Origin of the sequence: Mesorhizobium sp. M1348 (genome assembly GCF_040317925.1) — a bacterium.
In the GTDB taxonomy this organism is placed as follows: domain Bacteria; phylum Pseudomonadota; class Alphaproteobacteria; order Rhizobiales; family Rhizobiaceae; genus Mesorhizobium.
This window is the reverse complement of record NZ_JAMYLH010000008.1, coordinates 97917-122823: the sequence shown is the minus strand read 5'-3', so window position 1 is coordinate 122823 and position 24907 is coordinate 97917. Positions and strand designations below refer to the sequence as shown.

General features: G+C 63.6%; 24 protein-coding genes. 16 read left to right on the top strand and 8 right to left on the bottom strand.

Annotation, left to right across the window (positions count from 1 at the left end; all coding sequences use genetic code 11):
- Positions 1-8: 8 nt before the first annotated feature.
- The 4 genes from mtaB to NKH13_RS16200 form a co-directional block, all read right to left on the bottom strand.
- The gene (mtaB, locus tag NKH13_RS16215; protein WP_352913006.1) at positions 9-1310 is read right to left on the bottom strand and encodes a tRNA (N(6)-L-threonylcarbamoyladenosine(37)-C(2))-methylthiotransferase MtaB; all 1302 of its coding nucleotides are present in this window, start codon (positions 1308-1310) and stop codon (positions 9-11) included.
- Positions 1310-2194, bottom strand: coding sequence for a diaminopimelate epimerase (gene dapF, locus NKH13_RS16210; protein WP_352913005.1), 885 nt, complete (start codon positions 2192-2194; stop codon positions 1310-1312). The genes mtaB and dapF overlap by 1 nt, the downstream gene beginning before the upstream one ends.
- 74 nt (positions 2195-2268) lie before the next feature.
- On the bottom strand, positions 2269-2430 hold the full coding sequence (locus NKH13_RS16205) for a DUF1328 domain-containing protein (protein ID WP_352719361.1): 162 nt from the start codon (positions 2428-2430) through the stop codon (positions 2269-2271).
- A 68-nt stretch (positions 2431-2498) separates the two neighbouring features.
- Complete coding sequence (locus NKH13_RS16200) at positions 2499-3509, bottom strand: MBL fold metallo-hydrolase (protein ID WP_352913004.1); 1011 nt, start codon at positions 3507-3509, stop codon at positions 2499-2501.
- Between the two features lie 303 nt (positions 3510-3812).
- Here NKH13_RS16200 and NKH13_RS16195 point away from each other — a divergent pair, with 303 nt between their 5' ends.
- Entirely contained in the window at positions 3813-4352 is a 540-nt protein-coding gene (locus NKH13_RS16195) for a protease inhibitor Inh/omp19 family protein (protein WP_292660650.1), read from the top strand.
- A gap of 143 nt (positions 4353-4495) precedes the next feature.
- Positions 4496-5698, top strand: coding sequence for a cell division protein ZapE (gene zapE / locus NKH13_RS16190; protein WP_352913003.1), 1203 nt, complete (start codon positions 4496-4498; stop codon positions 5696-5698).
- A 33-nt stretch (positions 5699-5731) separates the two neighbouring features.
- On the opposite strand, the gene NKH13_RS16185 is transcribed toward zapE, so the two are convergent.
- The gene (locus tag NKH13_RS16185; RefSeq protein WP_352913002.1) at positions 5732-6160 is read right to left on the bottom strand and encodes a GNAT family N-acetyltransferase; all 429 of its coding nucleotides are present in this window, start codon (positions 6158-6160) and stop codon (positions 5732-5734) included.
- Positions 6161-6392: 232 nt separating this feature from the next.
- Here NKH13_RS16185 and mdh point away from each other — a divergent pair, with 232 nt between their 5' ends.
- The 10 genes from mdh (at position 6393) to lpdA (ending at position 17836) form a co-directional block, all read left to right on the top strand.
- Positions 6393-7361 (top strand): malate dehydrogenase, encoded by a 969-nt coding sequence (gene mdh, locus NKH13_RS16180; protein ID WP_352913001.1) that lies wholly within the window; start codon positions 6393-6395, stop codon positions 7359-7361.
- 41 nt (positions 7362-7402) lie between these two features.
- A complete protein-coding gene (gene sucC / locus NKH13_RS16175; RefSeq protein WP_352913000.1) occupies positions 7403-8596 on the top strand; it encodes an ADP-forming succinate--CoA ligase subunit beta in 1194 nt (397 codons plus the stop codon).
- Between the two features lie 4 nt (positions 8597-8600).
- On the top strand, positions 8601-8972 hold the full coding sequence (locus tag NKH13_RS16170; RefSeq protein ID WP_352912999.1) for a cupin domain-containing protein: 372 nt from the start codon (positions 8601-8603) through the stop codon (positions 8970-8972).
- A 49-nt stretch (positions 8973-9021) separates the two neighbouring features.
- Entirely contained in the window at positions 9022-9924 is a 903-nt protein-coding gene (sucD, locus tag NKH13_RS16165; protein WP_352719356.1) for a succinate--CoA ligase subunit alpha, read from the top strand.
- 126 nt (positions 9925-10050) lie between these two features.
- Positions 10051-13038 (top strand): 2-oxoglutarate dehydrogenase E1 component, encoded by a 2988-nt coding sequence (locus tag NKH13_RS16160; protein WP_352912998.1) that lies wholly within the window; start codon positions 10051-10053, stop codon positions 13036-13038.
- Positions 13039-13068: 30 nt separating this feature from the next.
- Entirely contained in the window at positions 13069-14370 is a 1302-nt protein-coding gene (odhB, locus tag NKH13_RS16155; protein ID WP_352719354.1) for a 2-oxoglutarate dehydrogenase complex dihydrolipoyllysine-residue succinyltransferase, read from the top strand.
- Positions 14371-14438: 68 nt separating this feature from the next.
- Positions 14439-15143 (top strand): DUF4241 domain-containing protein, encoded by a 705-nt coding sequence (locus NKH13_RS16150; protein WP_502908309.1) that lies wholly within the window; start codon positions 14439-14441, stop codon positions 15141-15143.
- A gap of 9 nt (positions 15144-15152) precedes the next feature.
- Positions 15153-15659 (top strand): hypothetical protein, encoded by a 507-nt coding sequence (locus NKH13_RS16145; protein ID WP_352912997.1) that lies wholly within the window; start codon positions 15153-15155, stop codon positions 15657-15659.
- On the top strand, positions 15656-16411 hold the full coding sequence (locus tag NKH13_RS16140; protein ID WP_352912996.1) for an SDR family oxidoreductase: 756 nt from the start codon (positions 15656-15658) through the stop codon (positions 16409-16411). The genes NKH13_RS16145 and NKH13_RS16140 overlap by 4 nt, the downstream gene beginning before the upstream one ends.
- Positions 16412-16429: 18 nt before the next feature.
- Positions 16430-17836 (top strand): dihydrolipoyl dehydrogenase, encoded by a 1407-nt coding sequence (lpdA, locus tag NKH13_RS16135; protein WP_352912995.1) that lies wholly within the window; start codon positions 16430-16432, stop codon positions 17834-17836.
- Positions 17837-18645: 809 nt separating this feature from the next.
- Here the strand turns inward: lpdA and NKH13_RS16130 are convergent.
- Positions 18646-19713 carry a TraB/GumN family protein gene (locus NKH13_RS16130; RefSeq protein ID WP_352912994.1) on the bottom strand — a complete coding sequence of 356 codons (1068 nt, stop codon included), beginning with the start codon at positions 19711-19713 and terminating at the stop codon, positions 18646-18648.
- 85 nt (positions 19714-19798) lie between these two features.
- The gene (locus NKH13_RS16125; RefSeq protein ID WP_352912993.1) at positions 19799-20737 is read right to left on the bottom strand and encodes a tyrosine recombinase XerC; all 939 of its coding nucleotides are present in this window, start codon (positions 20735-20737) and stop codon (positions 19799-19801) included.
- 116 nt (positions 20738-20853) lie between these two features.
- Here NKH13_RS16125 and rimM point away from each other — a divergent pair, with 116 nt between their 5' ends.
- Entirely contained in the window at positions 20854-21453 is a 600-nt protein-coding gene (rimM, locus tag NKH13_RS16120; protein WP_352719347.1) for a ribosome maturation factor RimM, read from the top strand.
- Positions 21450-22148, top strand: a complete 699-nt coding sequence (gene trmD, locus NKH13_RS16115; RefSeq protein WP_352912992.1) for a tRNA (guanosine(37)-N1)-methyltransferase TrmD — start codon at positions 21450-21452, stop codon at positions 22146-22148. Before rimM ends, trmD begins: the two co-directional genes overlap by 4 nt.
- On the opposite strand, the gene NKH13_RS16110 is transcribed toward trmD, so the two are convergent.
- Positions 22130-22882 carry a sulfite exporter TauE/SafE family protein gene (locus tag NKH13_RS16110; RefSeq protein ID WP_352912991.1) on the bottom strand — a complete coding sequence of 251 codons (753 nt, stop codon included), beginning with the start codon at positions 22880-22882 and terminating at the stop codon, positions 22130-22132. The two genes, trmD and NKH13_RS16110, sit on opposite strands and share 19 nt — an antisense overlap.
- A 369-nt stretch (positions 22883-23251) precedes the next feature.
- On the opposite strand from NKH13_RS16110, the gene rplS reads away from it, so the two are divergent.
- The gene (gene rplS, locus NKH13_RS16105) at positions 23252-23791 is read left to right on the top strand and encodes a 50S ribosomal protein L19 (protein ID WP_352719344.1); all 540 of its coding nucleotides are present in this window, start codon (positions 23252-23254) and stop codon (positions 23789-23791) included.
- A gap of 265 nt (positions 23792-24056) precedes the next feature.
- The gene (locus NKH13_RS16100) at positions 24057-24854 is read left to right on the top strand and encodes a transporter substrate-binding domain-containing protein (protein ID WP_352912990.1); all 798 of its coding nucleotides are present in this window, start codon (positions 24057-24059) and stop codon (positions 24852-24854) included.
- Positions 24855-24907 lie beyond the last annotated feature (53 nt).

Below are 24907 nucleotides of genomic sequence, written 5' to 3'. Positions count from 1 at the left end.
TTGCGCTCTCAGGCGGCGCGAGCGGCAAGCGGCGCGGCGATCAGTCTGATACCGTCATCGCCGGCGATATCAGCCTCGACGATGTCGCCCGGCGTGCCCGCCGACAATACGGCCAGTGTAAACCCCTCGGTGCGGCCAAGGCCGTCACGCTCGACCAGGATCGACTGACGCGTTCCAGCGAGCGAGGCAAGATGGCGGCGATGGGCGACCTCGCCGGTGGCGCGCAGGCGTGCCGCGCGCTGCTTGACGACGTCGCGGCGGAGCTGCGGCATGCGCGCGGCGGGCGTGCCCTGGCGCGGCGAAAACGGGAAGACATGGAGATGCGTCAGGCCGCATTCCTCGACGATCTTTTCCGAGTTTTCGAACATTGCGTCCGTCTCGGTCGGGAAGCCAGCGATAATGTCGGCGCCGAAAACGATGCCGGGGCGCAGTTTGCGCACATCCTCGCAAAAGCGGATCGACTGGTCGCGGCTGTGCCGGCGCTTCATCCGCTTCAGTATCATGTCGTCACCCGATTGCAGCGACAGATGCAGATGCGGCATCAGCCTCGGCTCGGTGGCGATGGCGTCCAGCAGATCGTCATCGGCCTCGATCGAGTCGATGGAGGAAAGCCGCAGGCGTTTCACGTCCGGCACCTGCTTCAGGATGGTCTTGACCAATTTGCCAAGCTTCGGCGCGCCCGGCAGATCGGCGCCGAAACTGGTCATGTCGACGCCGGTCAGCACGATCTCGGCATAACCATTGCCGACGAGTCGCTTGACCTGCTCGACCACGGCGCCCATCGGCACCGAGCGCGAATTGCCGCGACCGTAGGGAATGATGCAGAAGGTGCAGCGGTGGTCGCAGCCGTTCTGCACCTGGACAAAAGCGCGTGCCCGGCCCTCGATGGCGTCGACCATGTGGGCGGCCGTCTCGCGCACCGAAAAGATATCGTTGACGCGCGCCTTCTCGGTGTCGTTGACGCCGAAATCCGGCAGCGCGCGATAGGAATGCGCCCTGAGCTTTTCCTCATTGCCGAGGACGAGATCGACCTCGTCCATGGCGACGAAATCCTGCGGGCCGGTCTGCGCGGCGCAGCCGGTGACGATGATGCGGGCCTGTGGGTTCTCGCGGCGAGCTTTGCGGATTGACTGCTTGGCCTGGCGCACCGCCTCACCGGTGACGGCGCAGGTATTGAAGATGATGGCGCCGCCTTCGAGGCTACCGAGGCCGGCACTTTCCGCCTCGCGCCGCATCACCTCGGATTCATAGGTGTTCAGCCGGCAGCCGAAGGTGACGACGTCGATACCCCTGTTGCCAAGAGGAGCCATCAGGCGGCGCTTTCGGTGTCGCGCGCCCACGCCCCGGTCGACGGATCGAAGCTGCCGGAAAATTCCCATTCGGCGGCACCGGTCAGGATGACTTGGTCGTCGTCGCGCCACAAAACATGCAGCGAGCCGCCGCCGGGCGTCATCAGCGTGACGCTGCGGCCGGTGCGCCGGGTGCGGGCCGCAGCGACCACGGCGGCGCAAGCGGCCGAGCCGCAGGCCTTGGTCAGGCCGGCGCCGCGCTCCCAGGTACGGATGACCATGGTCTCAGGCGAAGTCACCTGCGCGATGGTGATGTTGGCGCGCTCGGGGAAGATCGGGTGGTTTTCGAGCAGCGGGCCGAAGCGCTCGAGCTCGTAGGACCAGACGTCGCGGTCGACCCAGAAGATGGCGTGCGGATTGCCCATCGAGACGACCGAAGGCGAATGCAGTACCGGGGCATCGATCGGGCCGATCTGCAGCTCGATCATGCGGGTGTCGCGGAATTCCTCGGCCAGCGGGATGTCCTGCCAGCCAAAGCGCGGCCTGCCCATGTCGACCGAGATCATTCCGTCGGCATGTTCCTCGGCATTGAGGATGCCGGCGACTGTTTCAAAGGCAAATGTCTTCTGGCCGGTCTCAGCCGCGAGCGCCTGGACGACACAACGCATGCCGTTGCCGCAGGCTTGCGCGCTGGTTCCGTCGGAATTCAAGATGTCGATGAAAAAGGCGGTGCCCGGCGTCCTGGGGTCGTGGATCGCCATGATCTGGTCGAACCTGGTCGCCGCATCGGCATTAAGCGCGACGGCTGCCGCAGGCGTCACCCGATCGGCACGGCCACGCATATCGGCAACGATGATTTCGTTGCCGATGCCGTTCATCTTGGCGAAAGGGGCCGCGCTTGCCATCGATCGAAAGGTCTCTTGCCGGTTTGGCGCCTATATGGCGGATAGCGGCAGAAATTACCAGCGCGGCGTGATTTTCAAGTCACCACGAAGACGCCAAGCACGATCAGCAGGAAGATGATCAGCACGATGCCGATGAGGATGCGCGCGCCGGTTGCGGCGGCTCCGGCCAGTGCCGGCATGCCGAGCAGGCTCGCCGCGGCCGCGATAATCAAAAGAATGATGATCCACCTGATCATGAGAGACCTCGCAGCCGACAGGTTTGAACACCTACAAACGTCTATGTGATGCCTTAGGTTCCGCCGCGCTAGACCTCCGGCACGTCCCAGACTTCGCCCGGCCGCAAGGCGCGAAAACGTTGCCGCGGCAGGCCGGCAGCATCGAGCGCTTCGCCGAGCTTTCTGGGCGGCTCATCGATCGACTCGTTGGTGAGCCGGAACGTGCCCCAGTGACAGCCGGCGGCATAGGCGGCGTTGCACAAAAGCATGCCTTGCACCGCCTCTTCCGGATCCTGGTGATGCGGCGCCATGAACCAGCGCGGCTCGTAGGCGCCGATCGGCAGGATGGCGAGGCGGAAGCCGCCGTGCTTTTGCGCCATCAGCCGGTAATTGATGCCGCCGTGGAAGCCGGTGTCGCCGGCGAAATAGATCTTTGCGCCGGGTGTCTCGACGACGAAACCCGCCCACAGCGCCATGCGCCGGTCGCGAGTACCGCGGGCCGACCAGTGGTGCACCGGCTCGACATAGACGGCGACGCCATCGCCGATATCGACCCGGTCGCCCCAGTCATGCGCCGAAAGCCGCATACGGGGCACGGCAGCGCCGATGATTGTGTCGTTGCCAAGCGGCGTCAGCAGCAGCGGGTCGTGTCTTGTCTTCAGGCGCTTCAACGTGGCGAGGTCGAGATGGTCGTAATGGTTGTGGCTGACCAGCACGAGGTCGATCGGCGGCAAATGCGAAAAGGCGATGCCCGGTGGATTGACGCGTTTCGGACCGGCGAAGGAGAGCGGCGAGACGCGTCGCGACCAGACCGGGTCGGTCAGGATGTTCAGGCCGGCTGTCTGGACGAGCAGCGAGGAATGACCGACCATGGTGAGGCGCAGCGCAGAACCATCGAGGCGCTCGACCGGTCTTGCCGGTGGAAACGGGCTCGGATCCGCCGCCGGCCATTTCGAGCGCTCGCGACTCAATTGCCATTTCAACAGATCGGCAAAGCGACCCGGCGGCCGGCCGTCGGGATTGAAGAACAAGGTGCCGTCGAAATGATCGCTGGGCGGCCCGCTGTAATAGCGGTTGGCGGCTCTCTTTCTCGCGGCCAAGAAATCGGCTCCCTGCAGTTTGCTGATCGCCAAGAGATAATGCCGGAGCCGGCCCGCGCAAGCATTTGAGGTGAACGCCAAGGTTTTGGCGCCGGTGCGCCGTATCGCATCAACCGGAGGTGCCGGCCAAACGGCCAAGGCGTAACGCAATTCAGGCAATGTGCATTTTGCGACAAATTTGCAACATTAGCGGCGCAAACCGTATTTTAACCATATCGGGTTGAAATTTCGCCACCTTCTCCATCTTGGTGAGGGGGACATTGCGCGGACGGCACCCCCAGCCCGATCCGACGGAGGTTGAGAATGAAATTTTCGAAAACCGGCCTGCTGGCCGTATCGCTGGCCGCGCTCGTTGCGAGCGGCTGTTCAACCTCACGGTTCACATCAATGGACGACCAGCAGCCGGCGCCCCTGGAACCTGCGCCTGCCGGCAAGGTGACCGCAAACCAGCTGCCGCCGCCGGCAACACCCGGCCCGGCCGATCCGTCGAAATTTCCAACCGCACCGCAGAACACCCAGGTCGCCTCGCTGCCGCCGGACGGGACGGCTCCGGCCGGTGCGGCCGACCTTACCGCGTCCAGCGTCGCCGGCGTGTGGAAGGCAAGCGTGTCCGGCCAGAGCTGTCAGGTGGCGACGCCGCAGACGAAATTCGGTTCGGGCTACCGCGCCGGACCGCTGCATTGCCCGGCGCCGCTCGACGGCATCAAATCTTGGAACGTCGCCGGCAAACAGCTGACGCTCTTTGACGAGAACGGCGGCACGCTGGCACGGCTCTATTCCTCGGGCGGCGAGAAATTCGACGGCCAGACTTCCAACGGCCTGCCGATCTCGCTTACAAGGTAAGAGAACGGCCCCCATTGTTACGCAAATCCGGACGGAAAACCGTTACACACTTTTCCTGGAATTGCTCTCTTTTGTTTTTTACGCAATTCCGGACAGAAAACCGCTACACACTTTTCTTGGAATTGCTCCGGACGACGTGACCGATGCATCTGCGTGACGGCCTCCAGACCCATGCGACCGTCAAGCAGCGCTACGACCATCTGGTCGAGACGGGCGCCATCGGGCGCGACCCGGCGCAGGAGCGGATCGCCGCTGCGCTCGACCGGCTGATCGACGAAATATCGGCCAAGCGGCTGGCGCATAAATCAAGCGCGCTGGGGTGGCTGTTCGCCCGCAAGCGCGAAGTGCACGAGGCGGTCAAGGGCCTCTATATCCATGGCGGCGTCGGCCGCGGCAAGACCATGCTGATGGACATGTTCTTCGAGCTGCTGCCGGCGCGGCGCAAGCGCCGGGTGCATTTCAACGACTTCATGGCCGACGTGCAGGACCGCATCCAGAAGCACCGGCAGGCGCGTAAAGAGGGCACGGCCAAGGAGGACGACCCGATCCCGCCGGTGGCGCGCGCGCTGGCCGAGCAAGCCTGGGTGCTGTGCTTCGACGAGTTCTCCGTCACCGACATCGCCGATGCGATGATCCTGTCCAGGTTGTTTTCGGCGTTGTTTGCCAATGGCGTGGTGCTGGTCGCCACCTCCAATGTCGCGCCGCAGGATCTCTACCGCGACGGCCTGAACCGTCAGCTGTTTTTGCCGTTTGTCGCTATGCTGGAGCGCCACGCGCAGGTGCTGGCGCTTGACGCCGACAAGGATTACCGCCTCGACAAGCTCAGCCACATGCTGGTCTACATCACCCCCGCCGATGCCGCCGCTGACCATGCGCTCGACGACGCGTGGGCTGTGATGACGCATGGCAGGCCGACGGCCGAGACGATGCTGACGGTTAAGGGCCGGCACGTCGTAGTGCCGCGTGCTGCCGGCGAGGCGGCGCGGTTTTCCTTCGCCGATCTCTGCGAGAGGCCGCTCGGCGCCCGCGACTATCTTGCCATTGCCAGCCGTTTCTCGACCATCTTCATCGACCATGTGCCGGTGCTCGGCGAAGGCAAGCGCAACGAAGTCAAGCGCTTCATCCTGCTGGTCGATACGCTCTACGATCATCATGTACGGCTGGTGATGAGCGCCGCGGCACCGCCGGCGCAGCTCTATACGGCCAAGCGCGGCAACGAAGTCTTCGAGTTCGAGCGCACCGCATCGCGGCTGATCGAGATGCAGAGCCACGACTGGCTGGAGGACTGGGCGGAGAGGCAGAGGGCGCAGGGATCATCGACGGAGGCACGGCAGGCTCAGGCGTGAAGGATAGTACAGAAGGGGCGCTGCCGCCGGCGCCTATAACCGATAGACATACATGACGAACCCCTCCGCCGGCCCATGCGGCTCTTTTCGCGACGCGTAAAGTGCGCGAGCAGCAACATTGTCCGGCTCGGTGCCGACCCACGCCTCCTCACAGCCATGCTCGCGACCGAGTGCGAACATGGCGCCGAGCATCCTCGTCGCAATGCCCTGGCGTTGAAGGGCCGGCGCCACGCCGACCTCGTCTATGTAGAGTTCGCTCACCTTGTCCGGGTGGCGGTGGATGACGGCTGCGCATTGGCCAACGACGATGCCGTCGGCGAGGGCTACGACCATGAAATGACCGGGCTCCGCGAGATAGGCGGAGAGCCGATCCGGCCTGACCGACTCGTCGAAGACTTCGTCGGCAACCCGCATCACAAGGGCGTCATCGCCAGGAAACAGCCTTCTGATTTCCAGTGCCATTGTGTAGAATTCCTCAAGTCGGCTTCAGAATTTTGACGTTTACGTAATTCCCATTGTTTCTAACCGATTGAAATTACTCACTCCAAAATAATCGTTTGAATTTTTGTGCGACCGGGGCTATTGCGTGCGGCGAATTTCGCGGTTCCGCAGCATTCCGGCCTCTTCCTCCGACGCCGTCATCAAATCGTCAAGGATTTGGGCGCCGTCATAGTCAAAGGGAAAACATCCTGACATGGCACGCAACAAGATAGCGCTCATCGGCTCGGGCATGATCGGCGGCACCCTCGCCCACATGGTCGGCCTCAAGGATCTCGGCGACGTCGTGCTGTTCGATATCGCCGAAGGCATCCCGCAAGGCAAGGGGCTGGACATCGCGCAGTCGTCGCCGGTCGATGGGTTCGACTCCAGGCTGACCGGCGTCAACGACTATGCCGGCATCGAGGGCGCCGACGTCTGCATCGTCACCGCCGGCGTGCCGCGCAAGCCCGGCATGAGCCGCGACGATCTTCTGGGCATCAATCTGAAGGTGATGGAGCAGGTCGGCGCCGGCCTCAAGAAATACGCGCCGAAAGCCTTCGTCATCTGCATCACCAATCCGCTCGACGCCATGGTCTGGGCGCTGCAGAAGTTTTCCGGCCTGCCGAAGAGCCATGTCGTCGGCATGGCCGGCGTGCTCGACAGTTCGCGCTTCCGCTATTTCCTGGCCGAGGAATTCAAGGTCTCGGTCGAGGACGTCACCGCCTTCGTGCTCGGCGGCCACGGTGATTCCATGGTGCCGATGATCCGCTATTCGACGGTTGCCGGCATCCCGTTGCCCGACCTCATCAAGATGGGCTGGACCTCGAAGGAGCGGCTCGACCAGATCGTGCAGCGCACCCGCGACGGCGGCGCCGAGATCGTCGGCCTGCTCAAGACCGGCTCTGCCTTTTATGCGCCGGCCGCCTCGGCCATCGCCATGGCCGAAGCCTATCTCAAGGACAAGAACCGGGTGCTGCCCTGTGCGGCGTACCTCTCCGGCCAATATGGCGTCAAGAACACCTATGTCGGCGTTCCCGTGGTGATCGGCGCCGGCGGCGTCGAGCGGATCATCGAGATCGAGCTCGCGAAGAGCGAGCAGAAGATGTTCGATAATTCGGTCGCGGCGGTGCAGGGCCTGTGCGACGCCTGCGTCAAGATCGCTCCGCATCTCGCGGCCAAGTAAGCCGGCAACCAAGCCCGCCAAGCAAGCTGGAGACATAGCGCATGAACATCCATGAATATCAGGGCAAGGCGCTGCTGAAAGGCTTTGGCGCACCAGTGGCCGAGGGCGTGCCGGTGTTCAAGGCGAGCGAGGCGGAAGCCGCCGCCAAAGCGCTGCCCGGCCCGCTCTATGTGGTCAAGAGCCAGATCCATGCCGGCGGCCGCGGCAAGGGCAAGTTCAGGGAACTCGGCCCCGATGCCAAGGGCGGTGTCAGGCTGGCGAAGTCTGTAGCCGAGGTCGTCGCCAACGCCAAGGAGATGCTCGGCCACACGCTGGTCACCAAGCAGACCGGCCCGGCCGGCAAGCAGGTCAACCGGCTCTATATCGAGGACGGCGCCGACATCGAGCGCGAGCTCTATCTGTCGATCCTGGTCGACCGCTCGGTCGGGCGCGTCGCCTTCGTCGTCTCGACGGAGGGCGGCATGGACATCGAGGCGGTCGCCCACGACACGCCGGAAAAGATAATCACCGTCGCCATCGACCCGGAAAAGGGCGTGACGGCCGACGATGTGAAGAAGCTCAACGCCGCACTGAGGCTCGACGGCGACGCGGCCAAGGATGGCGCCATGCTGTTTCCGATCCTCTACAAGGCGTTTGTCGAGAAGGACATGAGCCTGCTCGAGGTCAATCCGCTGATCGTCATGAAGAGCGGCCGGCTGCGCGTGCTCGACGCAAAAGTGTCGTTCGACAACAACGCGCTGTTCCGTCACCCGGACGTGCTCGAATTGCGCGACACCTCCGAAGAGGACGAGAAGGAGATCGAGGCGTCGAAATACGACCTCGCCTATGTCGCGCTCGACGGCAATATCGGCTGCATGGTCAACGGCGCCGGCCTCGCCATGGCGACGATGGATATCATCAAGCTCTACGGCGCCGAACCGGCCAACTTCCTCGACGTCGGCGGCGGCGCGTCCAAGGAAAAAGTGACGGCGGCGTTCAAGATCATCACCAAGGATCCGGCGGTCAAAGGCATTCTGATCAACATCTTCGGCGGCATCATGAAGTGCGACATCATCGCCGAGGGCGTCATCGCCGCGGTCAAGGAGGTCGGCCTGCAAGTGCCGCTGGTGGTGCGGCTGGAAGGCACCAATGCCGAACTCGGCAAGAGGATCATCAACGACAGCGGGTTGAACGTCGTGTCGGCCGATGACCTCGATGACGCAGCCAAGAAGATCGTGGCGGCGGTGAAGGGCTGAGCCTGTGCCTCCGCACAAGATAAACCTCGTCGAGGCGGCGGATACGAAGATCAAGAAGGTCTTCGATCCGCATATTGCCGGCGACGTCAACGATTCCCAGGTCAAGATCGCCAAGTTCGGCGACGTCTTCGACTGGCATGCGCACGACAATGAAGACGAGGCCTTCCTTGTGCTGCGCGGCCGCATCGCCATCGATTTCCGCGACGGCACGGTGGAGCTTTCCAGCGGCGAGTTCATCGTCGTGCCGCGCGCCGTCGAACACCGGCCGCGCTCGCTGAGCGAGGAGCCGGTGGTGCTGATGTTCGAGCCGGCGACGACGCTCAACACCGGCAATGCCAACAGCGACCTCACCGTCGCGGATCTGAAGCGGTTGTGACCATGAGCGCGCGGCCTTCCCCGATCAACGGTTTTTGAAAAGGACCATCATGTCCATTCTCGTCGACAAGAACACCAAGGTGCTGGTGCAGGGCCTGACCGGCAAGACCGGCACGTTCCATACCGAACAGGCGCTGGCCTATCACGGCACAAAAATGGTCGGCGGCATCCACCCCAAGAAAGGCGGCGAGACCTGGACCGGCGCCAAGGGCGAGGCACTGCCGATCTTCGCCACCGTAGCCGAAGGCAAGGCCAAAACCGGCGCCAACGCTTCGGTCGTCTACGTGCCGCCGGCGGGTGCTGCAGAAGCGATTCTGGAAGCGATCGAGGCCGAGATCCCGCTGATCGTCTGCATCACTGAGGGCATACCGGTGATGGACATGATCAAGGTCAAGGCGAGGCTCGACCGCTCGAAATCGCGGCTGATCGGACCGAACTGCCCCGGCGTGCTGACCCCCGACCAATGCAAGATCGGCATCATGCCCGGCAACATCTTCCGCAAGGGTTCGGTCGGCGTTGTTTCGCGCTCGGGAACGCTTACCTATGAGGCGGTGTTCCAGACCACCAATGTCGGCCTCGGCCAGACCACCGCCGTCGGCATCGGCGGCGACCCGGTCAAAGGCACGGAGTTCATCGACGTGCTGGAGATGTTCCTCGCCGACGACGAGACCAAGTCGATCATCATGATCGGTGAGATCGGCGGTTCGGCCGAGGAAGACGCCGCGCAGTTCCTCAAGGACGAGGCAAAGCGCGGCCGCAGCAAGCCGATGGCCGGCTTCATCGCCGGCCGCACCGCGCCGGCGGGCCGCACCATGGGCCATGCGGGCGCGGTCATCTCCGGCGGCAAGGGCGGCGCGGAAGACAAGATCGCGGCGATGGAATCGGCCGGCATCAAGGTTTCGCCATCGCCGGCACGGCTGGGCACGACCCTGGTCGAAGCGATCAAAGGTTAGGGGAGTAAGGGAGTACGGGAATAGGGGAGTAGGGAACAAGACGAGGGCATTTGCCCTACTCCCTTACTCCCCTATTCCCGTACTCCCCTCCAACAAAGGAGACGAAGCAAAGGCTTCGACAGTGACATGGCAAGACAAGATCAGGCCAACGACCAGTTTTCGCTTACCTCTTTCCTCTATGGCGGCAATGCCGATTATATCGACGCGCTCTATGCCGCCTATGAGGACGATCCCGCGTCGGTCGATCCCGAATGGCAGGACTTCTTCGCGGCACTGAAGGACGACGCCGGCGACGTGCGCAAGAATGCCAAGGGCGCGTCATGGGCCAAGCCCTCCTGGCCGATGCAGGCCAATGGCGAGCTTGTCTCGGCGCTGGACGGCAATTGGGGCCTGGTCGAAAAGCACATCGAAAAGAAGGTCAAGGACAGGGCGGTCGGCAACGGCGCAGCGCTTTCCGACGCCGACGTACATCAGGCGACGCGCGATTCCGTCCGCGCCATCATGATGATCCGCGCCTTCCGCATGCGCGGCCACCTGCACGCCAATCTCGATCCGCTCGGCATTGCCAAGCCGCTCGAGGATTATAACGAGCTGTCGCCGGAGAATTACGGATTCACCGAAGCCGATTACGACCGGCCGATCTTCCTCGACAATGTGCTCGGGCTGGAATTCGGCACCATCCGGCAGATGCTCGACATCCTGACCCGGACCTATTGCTCGACGCTCGGCGTCGAATTCATGCATATTTCCGATCCCGAGGAGAAGGCCTGGATCCAGGCGCGCATCGAGGGCACCGACAAGGAGATCTCCTTCACTGCAGCCGGCAAGAAGGCGATCCTGCAGAAGCTGGTCGAGGCGGAAGGCTTCGAGCAGTTCATCGACGTCAAGTACAAGGGCACCAAGCGCTTCGGCCTCGATGGCGGCGAGTCGCTGATCCCGGCGCTGGAGCAGATCATCAAGCGCGGCGGCCAGCTCGGCATGAAGGAGATCGTGCTCGGGATGGCGCATCGCGGCCGGCTGAACGTGCTGTCGCAGGTGATGGCCAAGCCGCACCGCGCCATTTTCCACGAGTTCAAGGGCGGCTCGGCCGCGCCCGACGAGGTCGAAGGCTCGGGCGACGTGAAGTACCATCTCGGTGCCTCGTCGGATCGCGAGTTCGACGGCAACAAGGTGCATCTGTCGCTGACCGCCAATCCCTCGCATTTGGAAATCGTCGACCCGGTGGTGATGGGCAAGGCGCGCGCCAAGCAGGACTATTTGTTCGGCCGCAGCCGCGAGGAGATCGTGCCGCTGGAAGAGCGCGCCAAGGTGCTGCCGCTGCTGTTGCATGGCGACGCCGCCTTTGCCGGCCAGGGCGTGATTGCCGAAATCCTCGGCCTGTCGGGCCTGCGCGGTCACCGCGTCGCCGGCACGCTGCATTTCATCATCAACAACCAGATCGGCTTCACCACCAACCCGCGCTTTTCGCGCTCGTCGCCCTATCCGTCCGATGTGGCCAAGATGATCGAGGCGCCGATCTTCCACGTCAATGGCGACGATCCGGAAGCTGTGGTCCATGCGACCAAGGTGGCGATCGAATTCCGCATGAAGTTCCACAAGCCTGTCGTGGTGGACATGTTCTGCTATCGGCGATTCGGCCACAATGAGGGCGACGAGCCCGCCTTCACCCAGCCGATCATGTATCGCAAGATCCGCAACCAGAAGACGACGGTGCAGATCTATGCCGACCGGCTGATTTCCGAAGGCCACATCACCCAGACCGAGTTCGAAAAGATGAAGGCCGATTGGCGGGCGCATCTCGAGCAGGAATTCGAGGTCGGCCAGCATTACAAGCCAAACAAGGCCGACTGGCTGGACGGCGCCTGGTCCGGCCTGCGCTCGGCCGACAACCAGGACGAGCAGCGGCGCGGCAAGACCGCCGTTTCGGTCAAGACGCTGAAAGAGATCGGCAAGAAACTGACCGAGGTGCCGAAGGATTTCGAGGCGCACAGGACGATCATCCGCTTCCTCGACAACCGCCGCCAGGCGATCGAGTCCGGCGAAGGCATCGACTGGTCGACGGCCGAGGCGCTGGCCTTTGGCGCTATTCTGCTCGACGGCAATCCGATCCGGCTGTCCGGACAGGATTCGGAGCGCGGCACCTTCTCGCAGCGCCATTCCGTGCTCTACGACCAGCGCGACGAGACACGCTATATCCCGCTCAACAATCTGTCGGCGGCGCAGGCCGGTTTCGAGGTCATCAACTCGATGCTGTCGGAAGAGGCCGTGCTCGGCTTCGAATATGGCTACTCGCTGGCCGAGCCGAAGGCGCTGACGCTGTGGGAAGCGCAGTTCGGCGACTTCGCCAACGGCGCCCAGGTGGTGTTCGACCAGTTCATCTCGTCGGGCGAGCGCAAATGGCTCAGAATGTCGGGCCTCGTCTGCCTGCTGCCGCACGGCTATGAAGGCCAGGGGCCTGAGCATTCGTCGGCCCGGCTCGAGCGCTTCCTGCAGCTTTGCGCCGAAGACAACATGCAGGTCGCCAACGTTACGACGCCGGCCAACTACTTCCATATCTTGCGCCGGCAATTGAAGCGGGACTTCCGCAAGCCGCTGATCCTGATGACGCCAAAGTCGCTGCTGCGCCACAAGCGGGCCGTGTCGACGCTGCCGGAGATGTCGGGCGAAAGCGCCTTTCACCGGCTGTTGTGGGACGACGCCCAGCTGCTGTCGGGCCAGGCCATCAAGCTCACCAAGGATTCGAAGATCCGCCGTGTCGTGCTCTGTTCGGGCAAGGTCTATTACGACCTCTACGAGGAGCGCGAGAAGCGCGGCATCAACGACATCTATTTGCTGCGCGTCGAGCAGCTCTATCCGTTCCCGGCCAAGGCGCTGATCACCGAACTGTCGCGCTTCCGCAATGCCGAGATGGTCTGGTGCCAGGAGGAGCCCAAGAACATGGGCGCCTGGTCGTTCATCGATCCGTATCTCGAATGGGTGCTGGCGCATATCGACGCCAAGCATCAGCGGGTGCGCTATACCGGCCGGCCGGCTGCCGCTTCGCCGGCGACCGGATTGATGTCGAAGCATCTCGCCCAGCTTGCAGCCTTGCTCGACGACGCGCTTGGTGAATAGAACAGAACCGAAAAGAAACGGACAGGCACAATGGCAACCGAAATCCGCGTCCCGACACTTGGTGAATCCGTCACCGAGGCGACCATCGGCAAATGGTTCAAGAAGGTCGGCGACGCGATCGCCGCCGATGAGCCGCTGGTCGAACTCGAAACCGACAAGGTGACGGTGGAAGTGCCGGCCGCCGCCGCGGGCACGCTCGCCGAGATCGCCGTCAAGGAAGGCGAGACGGTCGGCGTCGGCGCGCTGCTCGGCACGATTTCGGCAGGCGCCGGCGCGGCAGCCAATGCCGCCGCCGCTCCGGCAACGAAGCAGGAGGCGGTGTCGCAGGCCTCGGCTCCGACTGCGGCCTCGAGCGTCAAGCAGGCCGCGGCTGAGACGGCCAAGATCGCCGGCGACGCCGGCGCAATCGAGACGCGCACAATGCCGCCGGCACCGTCGGCAGCAAAGCTGCTGGCCGAGCACAATCTCGCAGTCGACCAGGTGTCGGGCTCGGGCAAGCGCGGCCAGGTGCTGAAAGGCGACGTGCTCGACCTGATCGCCAGGGGCGCGCCGTCGCAGCCGGCAGAAATGCCGAAGGCAGCGCCTGTTCCGGCACCTGCCGCAGCGCGTGCGCCGTCCTCGGCCGACGATGCGTCGCGCGAGGAGCGCGTGCGCATGACCAAGCTGCGCCAGACCATCGCGCGCCGCCTCAAGGAAGCGCAATCGACCGCCGCCATGCTGACCACCTTCAACGAGGTCGACATGAGCGCGGTGATGGCGCTGAGGAGCAAATACAAGGACGTGTTCGAGAAGAAGCACGGCGTGAAGCTAGGCTTCATGGGCTTCTTCACCAAGGCGGTCACCCATGCGCTGAAGGAGATACCGTCGGTCAATGCCGAGATCGACGGCACCGACATCATCTTCAAGAACTACGCTCATATCGGCGTTGCCGTCGGTACAGAGAAAGGCCTCGTCGTGCCGGTCGTGCGCAATGCCGACCAGATGTCCATCGCCGAAATCGAGAAGGACATCGGCAGGCTGGGGCTTGCGGCGCGCGACGGCAAGCTGTCGGTTGCGGATATGCAAGGCGGCACGTTCACGATTTCCAACGGTGGCGTTTACGGGTCGCTGATGTCGACGCCGATCCTCAATGCGCCGCAGTCGGGCATTTTGGGCATGCACAAGATCCAGGAGCGGCCGATGGTGGTCGGCGGCCAGATCGTCATCCGGCCGATGATGTATCTGGCGCTGTCCTACGACCACCGCATCGTCGACGGCAAGGAAGCGGTGACGTTCCTGGTGCGGGTCAAGGAAAGCCTGGAGGATCCTGAGCGGCTGGTGCTGGATTTGTGACGGCCGAGCGCGCCGTGAGCGGCTGGCTGGAGCATTTAGGATTCAAGCTGGGTCGGGCAGCGGGTCGCATGCTACGAATTTCTCGGCCTACTGCCTCGACCGCTATCTCTTCGCCGGCGACATCGACTGAATGGGATCCGACGCAGGCGAGCAGCAATCTCGGCCTTTTCGCCCTGAGCGAGGCGCAAATGGCCGAGCGGAAGATCACCGTCACCTCGATCGGTGACCTCGAACTGCCGACGGGCGAGATCATCGCCTGCGATCCGCTGACCACCGGAACCGACTGGCCGGCTTTGAGCCGCAACGTCAGACCCGGGCACTACCCCGTTTCGCTGTTCGAGGCGCGAGGCCGTGTGGCCGTCGCTGTGCTGCGTTTCAGGCCCGGCATGCCGGTTCGTTGGGAACTCGCCACTTTGCCCGACCAGGATGTCGCGACATTGAAGGATGACGAGATATTCGGTTATCCCGTCGACGCCGGCCTTGGCTCTTTCATGGACAAGACAGCCATGGCGCTGTTGGACGAGCGGCAGGACAAGCTGGAATACGGCGACTACTACGGTGAGGTGCTGGTCGCCGAGTTCGCTTCCAATCAGGACAGGTTCGCGTTGCATCGCCCGGTTGCCGGCAACCCGCTCAATATTGCGATTTTCTGGAGCGGCTGGGGCGACGGGCTTTATCCATCGTTCTGGGGACTAGACGCGGCGGGCGAACCGCTGCTCTTGATGACCGATTTCGGCGTTCTGGAAAACGCCGATGGCCGCGAGAGCGAGTAAGCCGCCCCGATGCAAAGCATCTCGCCCATCATAGGATCTTTAGCTGGGCTATTGGCCGTTTTGTTTGCGAGTTCTACCTCTCACGCCGCCTGTCCCATCGAGCTCGCCGTCTATGGCGATCCTGAGAACGCCGCCGAGATCGATTTCAGGCCGACCGGCGAGTCTGCTGCCGTCACCAACACCTTCAAGATGGTGCTCGACAACGGCGTCGTGCTCGACGGCATCGTCATGTGGACGGAGGGCGTGGCGCGGCCGCATGGCTCGCTGATGTATAAATGCCCGGCCGGCGACGTCACCGGCGACGAGCTCGCCGCTTGCACCGTGTGGGAGGGCGTCATCTACACTGCCGACGACCAGGGCAATATCGCGCTGCTGCCGGGCGAAGGAAAGGATGCGCCGAAGAAGCTGATCCTTCCCGACTTGGGAGCGTCGTTGCAGATGTCGGCGGCCTATGGCGCCAACGGCTTTTCCAAGGTGCCCTGGGACGTCTTTGCCCTGAAGGGATGTCAGGAATGAGCGCGAGCGGAAAAATCCTGCTGGTGACCGGCGGCAGCCGCGGCATTGGCGCCGCTACATGCAGGCTTGCCGCCAAGGGCGGCTACCGCATTGCGGTCAATTACGCGTCGAATGCAAAAGCAGCCGAAACGGTGGTCGCCGACATCGAGGCCGCTGGCGGAGAAGCCTTCGCAGTCAAGGCCGATGTCGGCAGCGAGACCGACGTGTTGGCCATGTTCGAGGCTGTCGATGCCCGTTTCGGTCGGCTCGACGCGCTCGTCAACAATGCCGGCGTGGTCGACCAGAGCGCGCGCGTCGACGAGCTGAGCGCTGCAAGGCTGGAGCGCATGATGCGCATCAATGTGATCGCGCCGATGCTTTGCGCCCGCGAGGCGGTGAAGCGCATGTCGACCAGGCATGGCGGCAAGGGTGGCGCGATCGTCAATGTTTCTTCGATCGCGGCAAGGCTTGGTGGGCCGGGTCAATATGTCGATTACGCCGCCTCGAAGGGCGCGGTCGATTCCTTCACCATCGGGCTTGCCCGCGAAGTGGCCGGCGAAGGCATTCGTGTCAACGCCGTCAGCCCGGGCATCATCGACACCGAAATTCATGCCTCCGGCGGGCAGCCGGATCGCGTCGAGAGAATGCGCAAGGTGGTGCCCATGCAGCGCGTCGGCACCGCCGAGGAAGTCGCGGCCGCAATTCTCTGGCTGCTGTCGGACGAGGCGTCCTACACAACAGGCGCCAATCTGGAAATCGGCGGCGGCCGCTAAAGCAAAAGGGACAGTATTATGGCCTATGATGTCGTTATCATCGGATCGGGACCAGGCGGCTATGTCTGCGCCATCAAGGCGGCGCAGCTCGGCCTGAAGACGGCGGTGGTCGAAAAGAACCCGACTTTCGGCGGTACCTGCCTCAACATCGGCTGCATCCCGTCAAAGGCGCTGCTGCATGCGTCCGAGGTGTTCGCCGAGGCCGGCCATTCCTTCGATGCGCTTGGCGTCGAGATCGGCGCGCCCAAGCTCAACCTTGGGAAGATGATGGCGCACAAGGATGCGACAGTGACGGCCAACGTCAATGGCGTGGCCTTCCTGTTCAAGAAGAACAAGATCGACAGTTTTCGTGGCACCGGCAAGGTGGTTGCGGCCGGCAAGGTGTCGGTGACCTCCGATGACGGCAAGGTCGAGGAGATCGAGACCAAGAACATCGTCATCGCCACCGGCTCCGACGTCGCCGGCATTCCCGGCGTCAAGGTCGATTTCGACGAGAAGGTGATCATCTCGTCGACCGGCGCGCTGTCGCTGGACAAGGTGCCGGGCCATCTGGTGGTGGTCGGCGGCGGTGTCATCGGTCTGGAGCTCGGCTCGGTATGGGCGCGGCTCGGCGCCAAGGTCACCGTGGTCGAGTTCCTCGACACCATCCTGGGCGGCATGGACGGCGAGATCGCCAAGCAATTCCAGCGCCTGCTGTCGAAGCAGGGCTTTGAGTTCAGGCTGGGCGCCAAGGTGACCGGCGTCGCCAAGGCCAAGAAGGGGGCGACGGTCACCTTCGAACCGGTCAAAGGCGGTGCGGCCGAGACGATCGAGGCGGACGCGGTGCTGATTGCGACGGGACGACGGGCCTATTCGGACGCTCTCGGGCTGAAGGATGCCGGCGTCGACGTCGATGAGCGCGGCCGGGTCAAGACCGACGGTCATCTCAGAACCAATGTGCCCGGCATCTACGCCATCGGCGATGTCATCGCCGGGCCGATGCTTGCCCACAAGGCCGAAGACGAGGGCGTGGCGGTGGCCGAAACCATCGCCGGCCAGGTCGGTCATGTGAACTATGAGGTGATTCCGAGCGTCGTCTACACCACGCCGGAAATCGCCTCGGTCGGCAAGACCGAAGAAGAATTGAAGAAGGCCGGCATCGACTACAAGGCCGGAAAATTTCCGTTCAGCGCCAATGGCCGCGCGCGCGCCATGCTGCACACCGACGGCTTTGTGAAAATCCTGGCCGACAAGGCCAGCGACCGTGTGCTCGGCGTCCACATCGTCGGCTTCGGCGCCGGCGAGATGATCCACGAGGCGGCCGTGCTGATGGAATTTGGCGGCTCGTCGGAAGACCTAGCCCGCACCTGTCACGCCCATCCGACAATGTCGGAGGCGGTAAAGGAGGCGGCATTGGCGACGTTCTTCAAGCCGATCCATATCTGAGCAAACGCGGTGAATCGCAAACCTTAGAGATTGGCTGAAACATCCGCGCTTCGTCATCCCAGGGCGGAGCAGGAGCGAAGCGACGTCGCGGAGACCCTGGGATGACGAAGCCATCGACGGCTGCTCCCAAAAACAAAACGGCCCGCCTTTCAGCGGGCCGTTCATATATTAAGTCGGCAGTCTGATCACTGAGGGGCCGGTGCTGGTGCCGGGGCCGGGGCCGGGGCTGGCGCAGGGGCCGGAGCGGGTGCAGGTTCTGCCGGTGCGGGAGCCGGAGCGGGTGTCGCCGGAGCTGGCGCAGGAGCCGGTTCGGCTGGCTTCATCGGCTCGGCAGGTGCTGGAGCCGGAGCCGGTGTGCTGGCTGCGGGCGGTTCGGCAGGCGCAGGTGCCTCGCTACGTCTTCCAAAAACATAATAGGCGACAATTGCCAGGATAACGACGACCAGGGCAATCAGCCAGCCACTGCCGCCGCCGCGTGGCCGTGCGGTACCCGGTGAGGTGAATGGGTCGTTCGGATTGGGTGTGTTCGCCATAAAAGTGTCCTCCGTGGATGAAAAACATCAAGTAATAGCCATCAACGTACAATCGTTGAATCGGTTTCACATTAGGCGTTGAAAACGCCGAAAACAGGGCAATTCTGATCCGGAATCGCTTGCAGGCATGCATTTCCACCGCAAAATGGGTTCGATCGAGCCAAACCGAACCTTTTTCAGTTTCTTGGCACGAAGCGCAGCTGGTCCGCCGTCGCGCCACGAGTAAGGACTGACCCCGCCTTGGCAATGATTCGGTGTGCAACTCCGCAGTGTTGTTCAGTTGACGGCGGTCACAGTATAGCCGGCCTTGCGGAAACCCTCGACCAAGCCTTGCGCTCCGGGAAGGTGCATGGCGCCGACCGCCATGAAGACGTTGCCGTGGGCGAGGATCGGCGCGGCACGATCGACCATCACCTTGTTGCGGCTGGTGATCATGGTCTGCTCGAATTCGGCGTAACCCGATTGGTCGTCGACCTGTTCGGGAATGACGGTCCGAAACAGCGGTACGTACATGCCAGTGTCGCCACGCCGGTAAAGCACGATCATGGTTTCGTTGACGTCGTTCACCTTGTCGCCAAGCTTCAGCGTATCGACCAGCCCCTTCAGGTGAAAGGCGATCGGCAGCGAAGCCATGGCGCGCAGCTGGTCGGCGATTGTCTCCAGCCCCTCGACTGATTTGCCCGCAGCCTCGGCGTCCTTGGCAAGCTTGACGTCGAGCACCGGCGCACCGCCAGCCTGGCGGGCGACTTCGCATGCAGGCAGCGCCACCATCGCCGACAGCAACCAGGGCTTCATCTTGGCGACGGTCGCTGGCGGGATGCCACGCGCATCGAGCGCCTTGTTGACCACCGCCGCATCGTCCGGCGACAGCAGCGACGAAAGCGTCGTCTTGTCGGTGAACATCATCAGATCCGGCTCTTTCAGCAGTACTGCCATCATCTTCTGCTTGTCGAGCACTTCGGTGGTCTCGATGATGACAGTGCCAGCCGCATCGAATGCCTTCTGCGCGGCGGGTGGCAGCGTGGTGACGCGCGGGTCGGTAACGTGCATGGTGCCGAACAGGAAGGACGGTTTTTCGCCCGATTTTTCGAGCTTCCACAGCAGGCCCTTGCCGTTCGGCGTCGCTGCCGCGTCTGCCTCGATCTTGCGGTAGGCAGCCGGGTCGTCCTTTTGCAGCGCGCTCAGCATATCGCTACCGGCGCAGGCCGAAGTCTCGGCGCGTGCCTTGCCCGCGGCGAGCAGCGCGATGATGAGGAAGGAGAGGAAAAACAGGGCGTTGAGCGCGACAAGCAGCTTCAGCGACATATGGGTCGCGCGGTCGGCGATGGCGATGAGGCGTTTCATGCTGCGGTTCTAGGCGCAAAAAGCGGCAAAACGGTTAATCGGCGCATCAAAATTGTTGCGAGATGGCCACCGATTCAAGCGTCCATCACGCACGAGGATGAGCTGCTTCGTAAATCTCGAGCAGCCTCGCGGTGTCGACGCCGGTGTATATCTGGGTTGTCGACAGGCTGGCGTGGCCGAGCAACTCCTGGATGGTGCGTAGGTCGCCGCCGCGCCCAAGCAGATGCGTGGCAAAGGAATGGCGCAGTGCATGCGGCGTCGCCGTGTCGGGCAGGTTGAGCGCCGAGCGCAGCTTGGCCATGTCGCGCTGGACGATCGCCGGGTTGAGCGGGCCGCCGCGGGCACCGCGAAACAGCAAGCCCTTGGGATCGAGATGATAGGGACACAAGCGGCGGTATTCGGCAATCGCGCGCAGCGCCACCGGCAGCACCGGCACGAGCCGCGTCTTGCCGCCCTTGCCGGTGACGCGCAGCACGGTCTCACCAGGCGAGGACAGATCGGCGCCCGACAGGCCGAGCGCCTCGGAAATGCGCAGGCCCGAGCCATAGAGCAGGGTCAGCACGGCGGCGTTGCGGGCGGCGATCCACGGCTCCTCCGCCAGCTGGCCTTCTACCGAGACAACGTGTTTTGCATCGCTTGCGGTCAGCGGCTTGGGCAGCGATTTCGGCTGTCGCGGCGCGCGCAAGGCTGCCGCACCCGCCGCATTGGCGAGGCCGCGCCGTTCCAGGAAACGCAGCAGCGAGCGGATGCCAGCCAGCCCGCGTCCGAGCGTGCGGGCGCCGGCGCCCTCGGCACGGCGGGCAGCGAGAAAGCCGCGCAAATCAGCGGGGCGCAGATCGGCGATGTCGGAAATGCCGGGCGAGCCGCCGCAATGGCCGGTCAGAAAATGCAGGAACTGGCGCGTGTCGCGCTCATAGGCCTCGACGGTTTCGGGCGACAGCCGGCGTTCGCGCGCCAGCATCTTCAGCCAGGCCTCGCGCGCCGCCTGCAGGTCGGGTTTTGCCGGTATGAGGAATTCCTGCATTTGCGCTCTTCCAATTCCCCGCCATCTTCCGGCACGCGGGTTAGGAAGCGGTGAAGAGCGGCATCATTGAAATGACGACGGGCTAGGGTTAGAGCAAGGCAAAGGATTTTCCGCAGATGAGCAAGCCGCAAAACCCCGTCCAGATGGCCGTGATCGGTGCCGCGCATGGCATCAAGGGCGAATTGCGCGTCAAGAGCTTTACCGGCGACCCGCTGGCGCTGGCCGATTACGGTCCGCTCTACGCCGGGGATGGCCGCGCCTTCCAGATCGTCGATATCAGGCCCGCCAACACCGTGGTGGTGGTGCGGTTCAAAGGCGTCAACGACCGCAATGCCGCCGAGGCGCTCGCCGGCACCGAATTGTTCGTCGATCGTTCGGTGTTGCCCGATGAGGGCGAAGAGGACGAATTCTACCATGCCGACCTCGTCGGGCTGGAGGTCAAGGACGATACCGGTGCGGTCATCGGCAAGGTCGTCGCCGTGCATAATTTCGGCGGCGGCGACATTCTCGACGTGACGCTTGCCGGGCGCAAAGGCGTGCTCATCCCGTTCACGCAGGCCGCCGTTCCGGAAGTGTCGATCGCCGGCGGCTTTGTCCGCGTTGATCCAGCCGCCGCAGGGTTGGTCGAGGACGAGGACGGCGAGCCTGCCGGTGACGACGGTTTCGACCCGAAGGGCAGGCCGCGCGGGCCGAGGGACGCCGGAGGCAACCGGTGAGTTTTTCGGCTTCGGTGCTGACGCTCTATCCCGAGATGTTTCCCGGCGCGCTCGGCCTGTCGCTGGCCGGACGCGCGCTCGAGACCGGCATTTGGTCGCTCGAAACAATCCAGATCCGCGACTTTGCCAGCGATCGTCACCGTACCGTCGATGACACACCGGCCGGCGGCGGCGCCGGCATGGTGATGCGGGCAGACGTGCTGGCCAGTGCCATCGACCATGCCTCGCCGACAGGCGATCCACGTCCGCGCCTGCTGATGAGCCCGCGCGGCCGGCCGCTGAACCAGGCACGGGTGCGCGAGCTCGCCGCCGGGCCGGGTGCGGTGATCGTCTGCGGCCGCTTCGAAGGTGTCGACCAGCGGGTCATCGAGGCGCGGGGCCTCGAAGAAGTTTCGATCGGCGACTTCATCCTGTCCGGCGGCGAGCCGGCGGCACTTGTGCTGCTCGACGCCGTGGTGCGCCTGCTGCCCGGCGTCATGGGCAATGCGGTGTCGGGCGACGAAGAGAGCTTTGAGAACGGCCTGCTCGAACATCCGCACTACACCCGGCCGCAGGAGTTCGAGGGCCGGCCGATTCCCGAAGTGCTGATTTCGGGCAATCACAGGAAGATCGCGGCGTGGCGGCGGGCCGAAGCGGAGAGGCTGACGAAAGAGCGAAGGCCGGATCTTTTAGCCGCTCAGCCCTTGTCGAAATAGTAAAAAGCCAGGAACAGGCCGACGGCGATGACGAAGCCGCGCACCGCGTTCTGCGGCACGCGCCTGGCGAGCCAGACGCCGGCATAGCCGCCGAGCGCGCCGCCCGGAATCATGATGATCGCCTGCAGCCAGGCGATGACGCCGCCCGAGACAAAGACCAGGATGGCGACCGCAGCGATGACCACGGCCAGCATGTTCTTCAGTGCGTTCAGCCGGTGATAGTCGCCGGACTGGGTGAGACCGAGCGTCGCCAGCATCATGACGCCCATGCCGGCGCCGAAGAAGCCGCCATAGACGGCGGTGGCGAACTGCGCCAGCGACCCGACCAGCGAACCCACCGCGGCCTCATGCTCCGGCTTGGGCGCCGGCTTCAGCCATGGCCCGGCAGCGAACAACGCGGTTGCCGCCAGCAGCAGCCACGGCACCAAGGCGCGGAACGACGGGTTGTCGAGCCCTAAAAGGATGAGCGCGCCAGACAGCGCACCGAGAGCCGAAATGAGGCTGAGCAGCAGTGCGCCGCGCCAGAAATGCTTGATGTCGTGCCAATAGGCGAGCGTCGAGGTGATGTAGCCAGGAAATTGCGTCACCGATGATGTCGCATTGGCGACGATCGGCGGCAGGCCGGCCAGGGTCATGGCGCCAAAGGTAATGAACGTGCCGCCGCCGGCAACGGCGTTGACCGCGCCTGATAGAAAGCCGGCGAGAAAGAGCAGGACCGCGTCCAAGATTGGCATGAGGGGTGTCGTCGCTGGAGGAAAAATGCTTATCTTCCGGCTTAGAAAGCTTGACGCGCGGGCGCAACCCCCTGGACCACAAGCGATCATGGGATTGCCACAGCGGGCGCCAGCCAAAAAGAAGCAGCGCCAAAAAAGAGACAGCGAAGGCGTGACAAAGCGCCGAAATAGCTGTATGTGCGCGCCGAACCGGAAGAAAATTTGCCAAGAGCGATCTTCTGGCCCGTCAACAATGACGGTGTAGTCGCCCCTGCCCGATGTTCTCGAACAGACGTTCTCGAACGAAGGGCATAGCCGAGCGGTCGATGCGACTGCAAGGCGAGTGTCGGACGCTCTGACTGTCGGAAGAACAAGAAGTGGATCTATGAGATGGACATCCTCCGTCAGCTCGAGGCCGAGCAGGCCGCCAAGATCGAAGCCAAGCGCAAGCTTCCCGAATTCCAGCCCGGCGACACCGTGCGCGTCCAGGTCCGCGTGACCGAAGGCACCCGCACCCGCGTCCAGGCCTACGAGGGCGTCGTCATCGCCCGCGCCGGCGCCGGTTTCCAGGAGAGCTTCACCGTCCGCAAGATCTCCTACGGCGAAGGCGTGGAGCGTGTGTTCCCGGTCTATTCGCCAATGGTCGAGGGCGTCGAGATCGTGCGCCGCGGCAAGGTGCGTCGCGCCAAGCTGTACTATTTGCGTGACCGTCGCGGCAAGTCGGCCCGCATTTCGGAAAACACCGGCGTGCGTGCCCGCAAGCTGAACGACGAAGAGCGCGATGCGCTGAACGCCGAGAAGGCGCGCATCGAGGCCGAGAAAGTGGCCGCCGCCCAGGCGCTGGCCGCCGAGAAGGCCGCGCAGGACGCCGCCGAGAAGAAAGCCGCCGACGAGGCAGCCAAGGCCGCCGAAGCAACTGCCGCCGAATAAGGCGTCTTCAAAAGCCATGTTTTCGGAAAGGCGGCTTCGGCCGCCTTTTTGTTTCGTGAGGTGGATTCGATTTTGCCGGGCCGCGTTGGTCGGGTATCGAAACGGATCGTTCCGTAATGACACCGTTGAAAGCATTGGAATCCATTTTCGTGCCGGGCGGCGCATCGGAGCGGCTTGCAAGGCGCCGGCGGAAAGCTAAAGTCGGCGCCGGATTTCCTGCATGCCTCGGTCGATCGAGGCGGTTCAGTTCCTGGGGAGCATCGTCATGATCAATTGGAAACTGCTGCTGGCCGGCCTGCTGGCTTGCCTTCTCGTGCCCGTCGCGGCTCTGGCGCAGGCGCTGCCCGACCTCGGCGGCAAGAAAGTGGTGGTGGTGACCGAAAACGCCTATCCGCCGCTGCAGTTCATCGATGCCAAGACCGGCAAGCAGATCGGTTGGGAATATGACGCGATGAACGAGATCGCCAAGCGGCTGAACTTCAAGGTCGAGTACCAGAATACCTCCTGGGACGCGATGATCCAGGCGGTTACCGACAATCAGTACAACATCGGTATGACCGGCATCACCATCAAAGACGACCGCAAGCAGAAGGTCGATTTCTCCGACCCCTATATGCGCTCGGAACAGTTCATGCTGGTGCGCGGCGACGAGAAGCGCTTCAGCGATGCCAAGACGTTTGCCGCCTTCAAGGACGGGCTGATCGGCGCGCAGGCCGGCACCACGCCGTTCTACACCGCCGTCTACAGCGTGCTCGACGGCAACGAGCAGAACCCGCGCATCAAGCTGTTCGAGACATTCGGCGCGACGGTGCAGGCTCTGAAGGCCGGCGACGTCGATGTCGTGCTCACCGACGGCACTGCCGGCAAGGGCTATGTCGATGCGTCCAATGGCGGGCTGAAGCTGATCGGCGGGCCGCTCGGCACCGAGGATTTCGGCTTCATCTTCCCCAAGGGCTCCGATCTGGTGAAGCCGGTCAACGCGGCAATCGCCGCGCTCAAGGCCGACGGCACGCTCGACGCGCTCAACAAGAAGTGGTTCCTCGACTACAAGATGGGGCAGTAGGCCCGCTTGTTGCGCGCATTTCATGACGATTGTGCGCGGGAACTCGCGCTGAC

Coding starts and splice junctions, on each gene's coding strand:
- mtaB (WP_352913006.1), bottom strand. CDS start 1,310: ATGGCTCCTCTTGGCAACAGGGGTATCGACGTCGTCACCTTCGGCTGC.
- dapF (WP_352913005.1), bottom strand. CDS start 2,194: ATGGCAAGCGCGGCCCCTTTCGCCAAGATGAACGGCATCGGCAACGAA.
- NKH13_RS16205 (WP_352719361.1), bottom strand. CDS start 2,430: ATGATCAGGTGGATCATCATTCTTTTGATTATCGCGGCCGCGGCGAGC.
- NKH13_RS16195 (WP_292660650.1), top strand. CDS start 3,813: ATGAAATTTTCGAAAACCGGCCTGCTGGCCGTATCGCTGGCCGCGCTC.
- zapE (WP_352913003.1), top strand. CDS start 4,496: ATGCATCTGCGTGACGGCCTCCAGACCCATGCGACCGTCAAGCAGCGC.
- NKH13_RS16185 (WP_352913002.1), bottom strand. CDS start 6,160: ATGGCACTGGAAATCAGAAGGCTGTTTCCTGGCGATGACGCCCTTGTG.
- mdh (WP_352913001.1), top strand. CDS start 6,393: ATGGCACGCAACAAGATAGCGCTCATCGGCTCGGGCATGATCGGCGGC.
- sucC (WP_352913000.1), top strand. CDS start 7,403: ATGAACATCCATGAATATCAGGGCAAGGCGCTGCTGAAAGGCTTTGGC.
- sucD (WP_352719356.1), top strand. CDS start 9,022: ATGTCCATTCTCGTCGACAAGAACACCAAGGTGCTGGTGCAGGGCCTG.
- NKH13_RS16160 (WP_352912998.1), top strand. CDS start 10,051: ATGGCAAGACAAGATCAGGCCAACGACCAGTTTTCGCTTACCTCTTTC.
- odhB (WP_352719354.1), top strand. CDS start 13,069: ATGGCAACCGAAATCCGCGTCCCGACACTTGGTGAATCCGTCACCGAG.
- NKH13_RS16150 (WP_502908309.1), top strand. CDS start 14,439: ATGCTACGAATTTCTCGGCCTACTGCCTCGACCGCTATCTCTTCGCCG.
- NKH13_RS16145 (WP_352912997.1), top strand. CDS start 15,153: ATGCAAAGCATCTCGCCCATCATAGGATCTTTAGCTGGGCTATTGGCC.
- NKH13_RS16140 (WP_352912996.1), top strand. CDS start 15,656: ATGAGCGCGAGCGGAAAAATCCTGCTGGTGACCGGCGGCAGCCGCGGC.
- lpdA (WP_352912995.1), top strand. CDS start 16,430: ATGGCCTATGATGTCGTTATCATCGGATCGGGACCAGGCGGCTATGTC.
- NKH13_RS16130 (WP_352912994.1), bottom strand. CDS start 19,713: ATGAAACGCCTCATCGCCATCGCCGACCGCGCGACCCATATGTCGCTG.
- NKH13_RS16125 (WP_352912993.1), bottom strand. CDS start 20,737: ATGCAGGAATTCCTCATACCGGCAAAACCCGACCTGCAGGCGGCGCGC.
- rimM (WP_352719347.1), top strand. CDS start 20,854: ATGAGCAAGCCGCAAAACCCCGTCCAGATGGCCGTGATCGGTGCCGCG.
- NKH13_RS16110 (WP_352912991.1), bottom strand. CDS start 22,882: ATGCCAATCTTGGACGCGGTCCTGCTCTTTCTCGCCGGCTTTCTATCA.
- rplS (WP_352719344.1), top strand. CDS start 23,252: ATGGACATCCTCCGTCAGCTCGAGGCCGAGCAGGCCGCCAAGATCGAA.
- NKH13_RS16100 (WP_352912990.1), top strand. CDS start 24,057: ATGATCAATTGGAAACTGCTGCTGGCCGGCCTGCTGGCTTGCCTTCTC.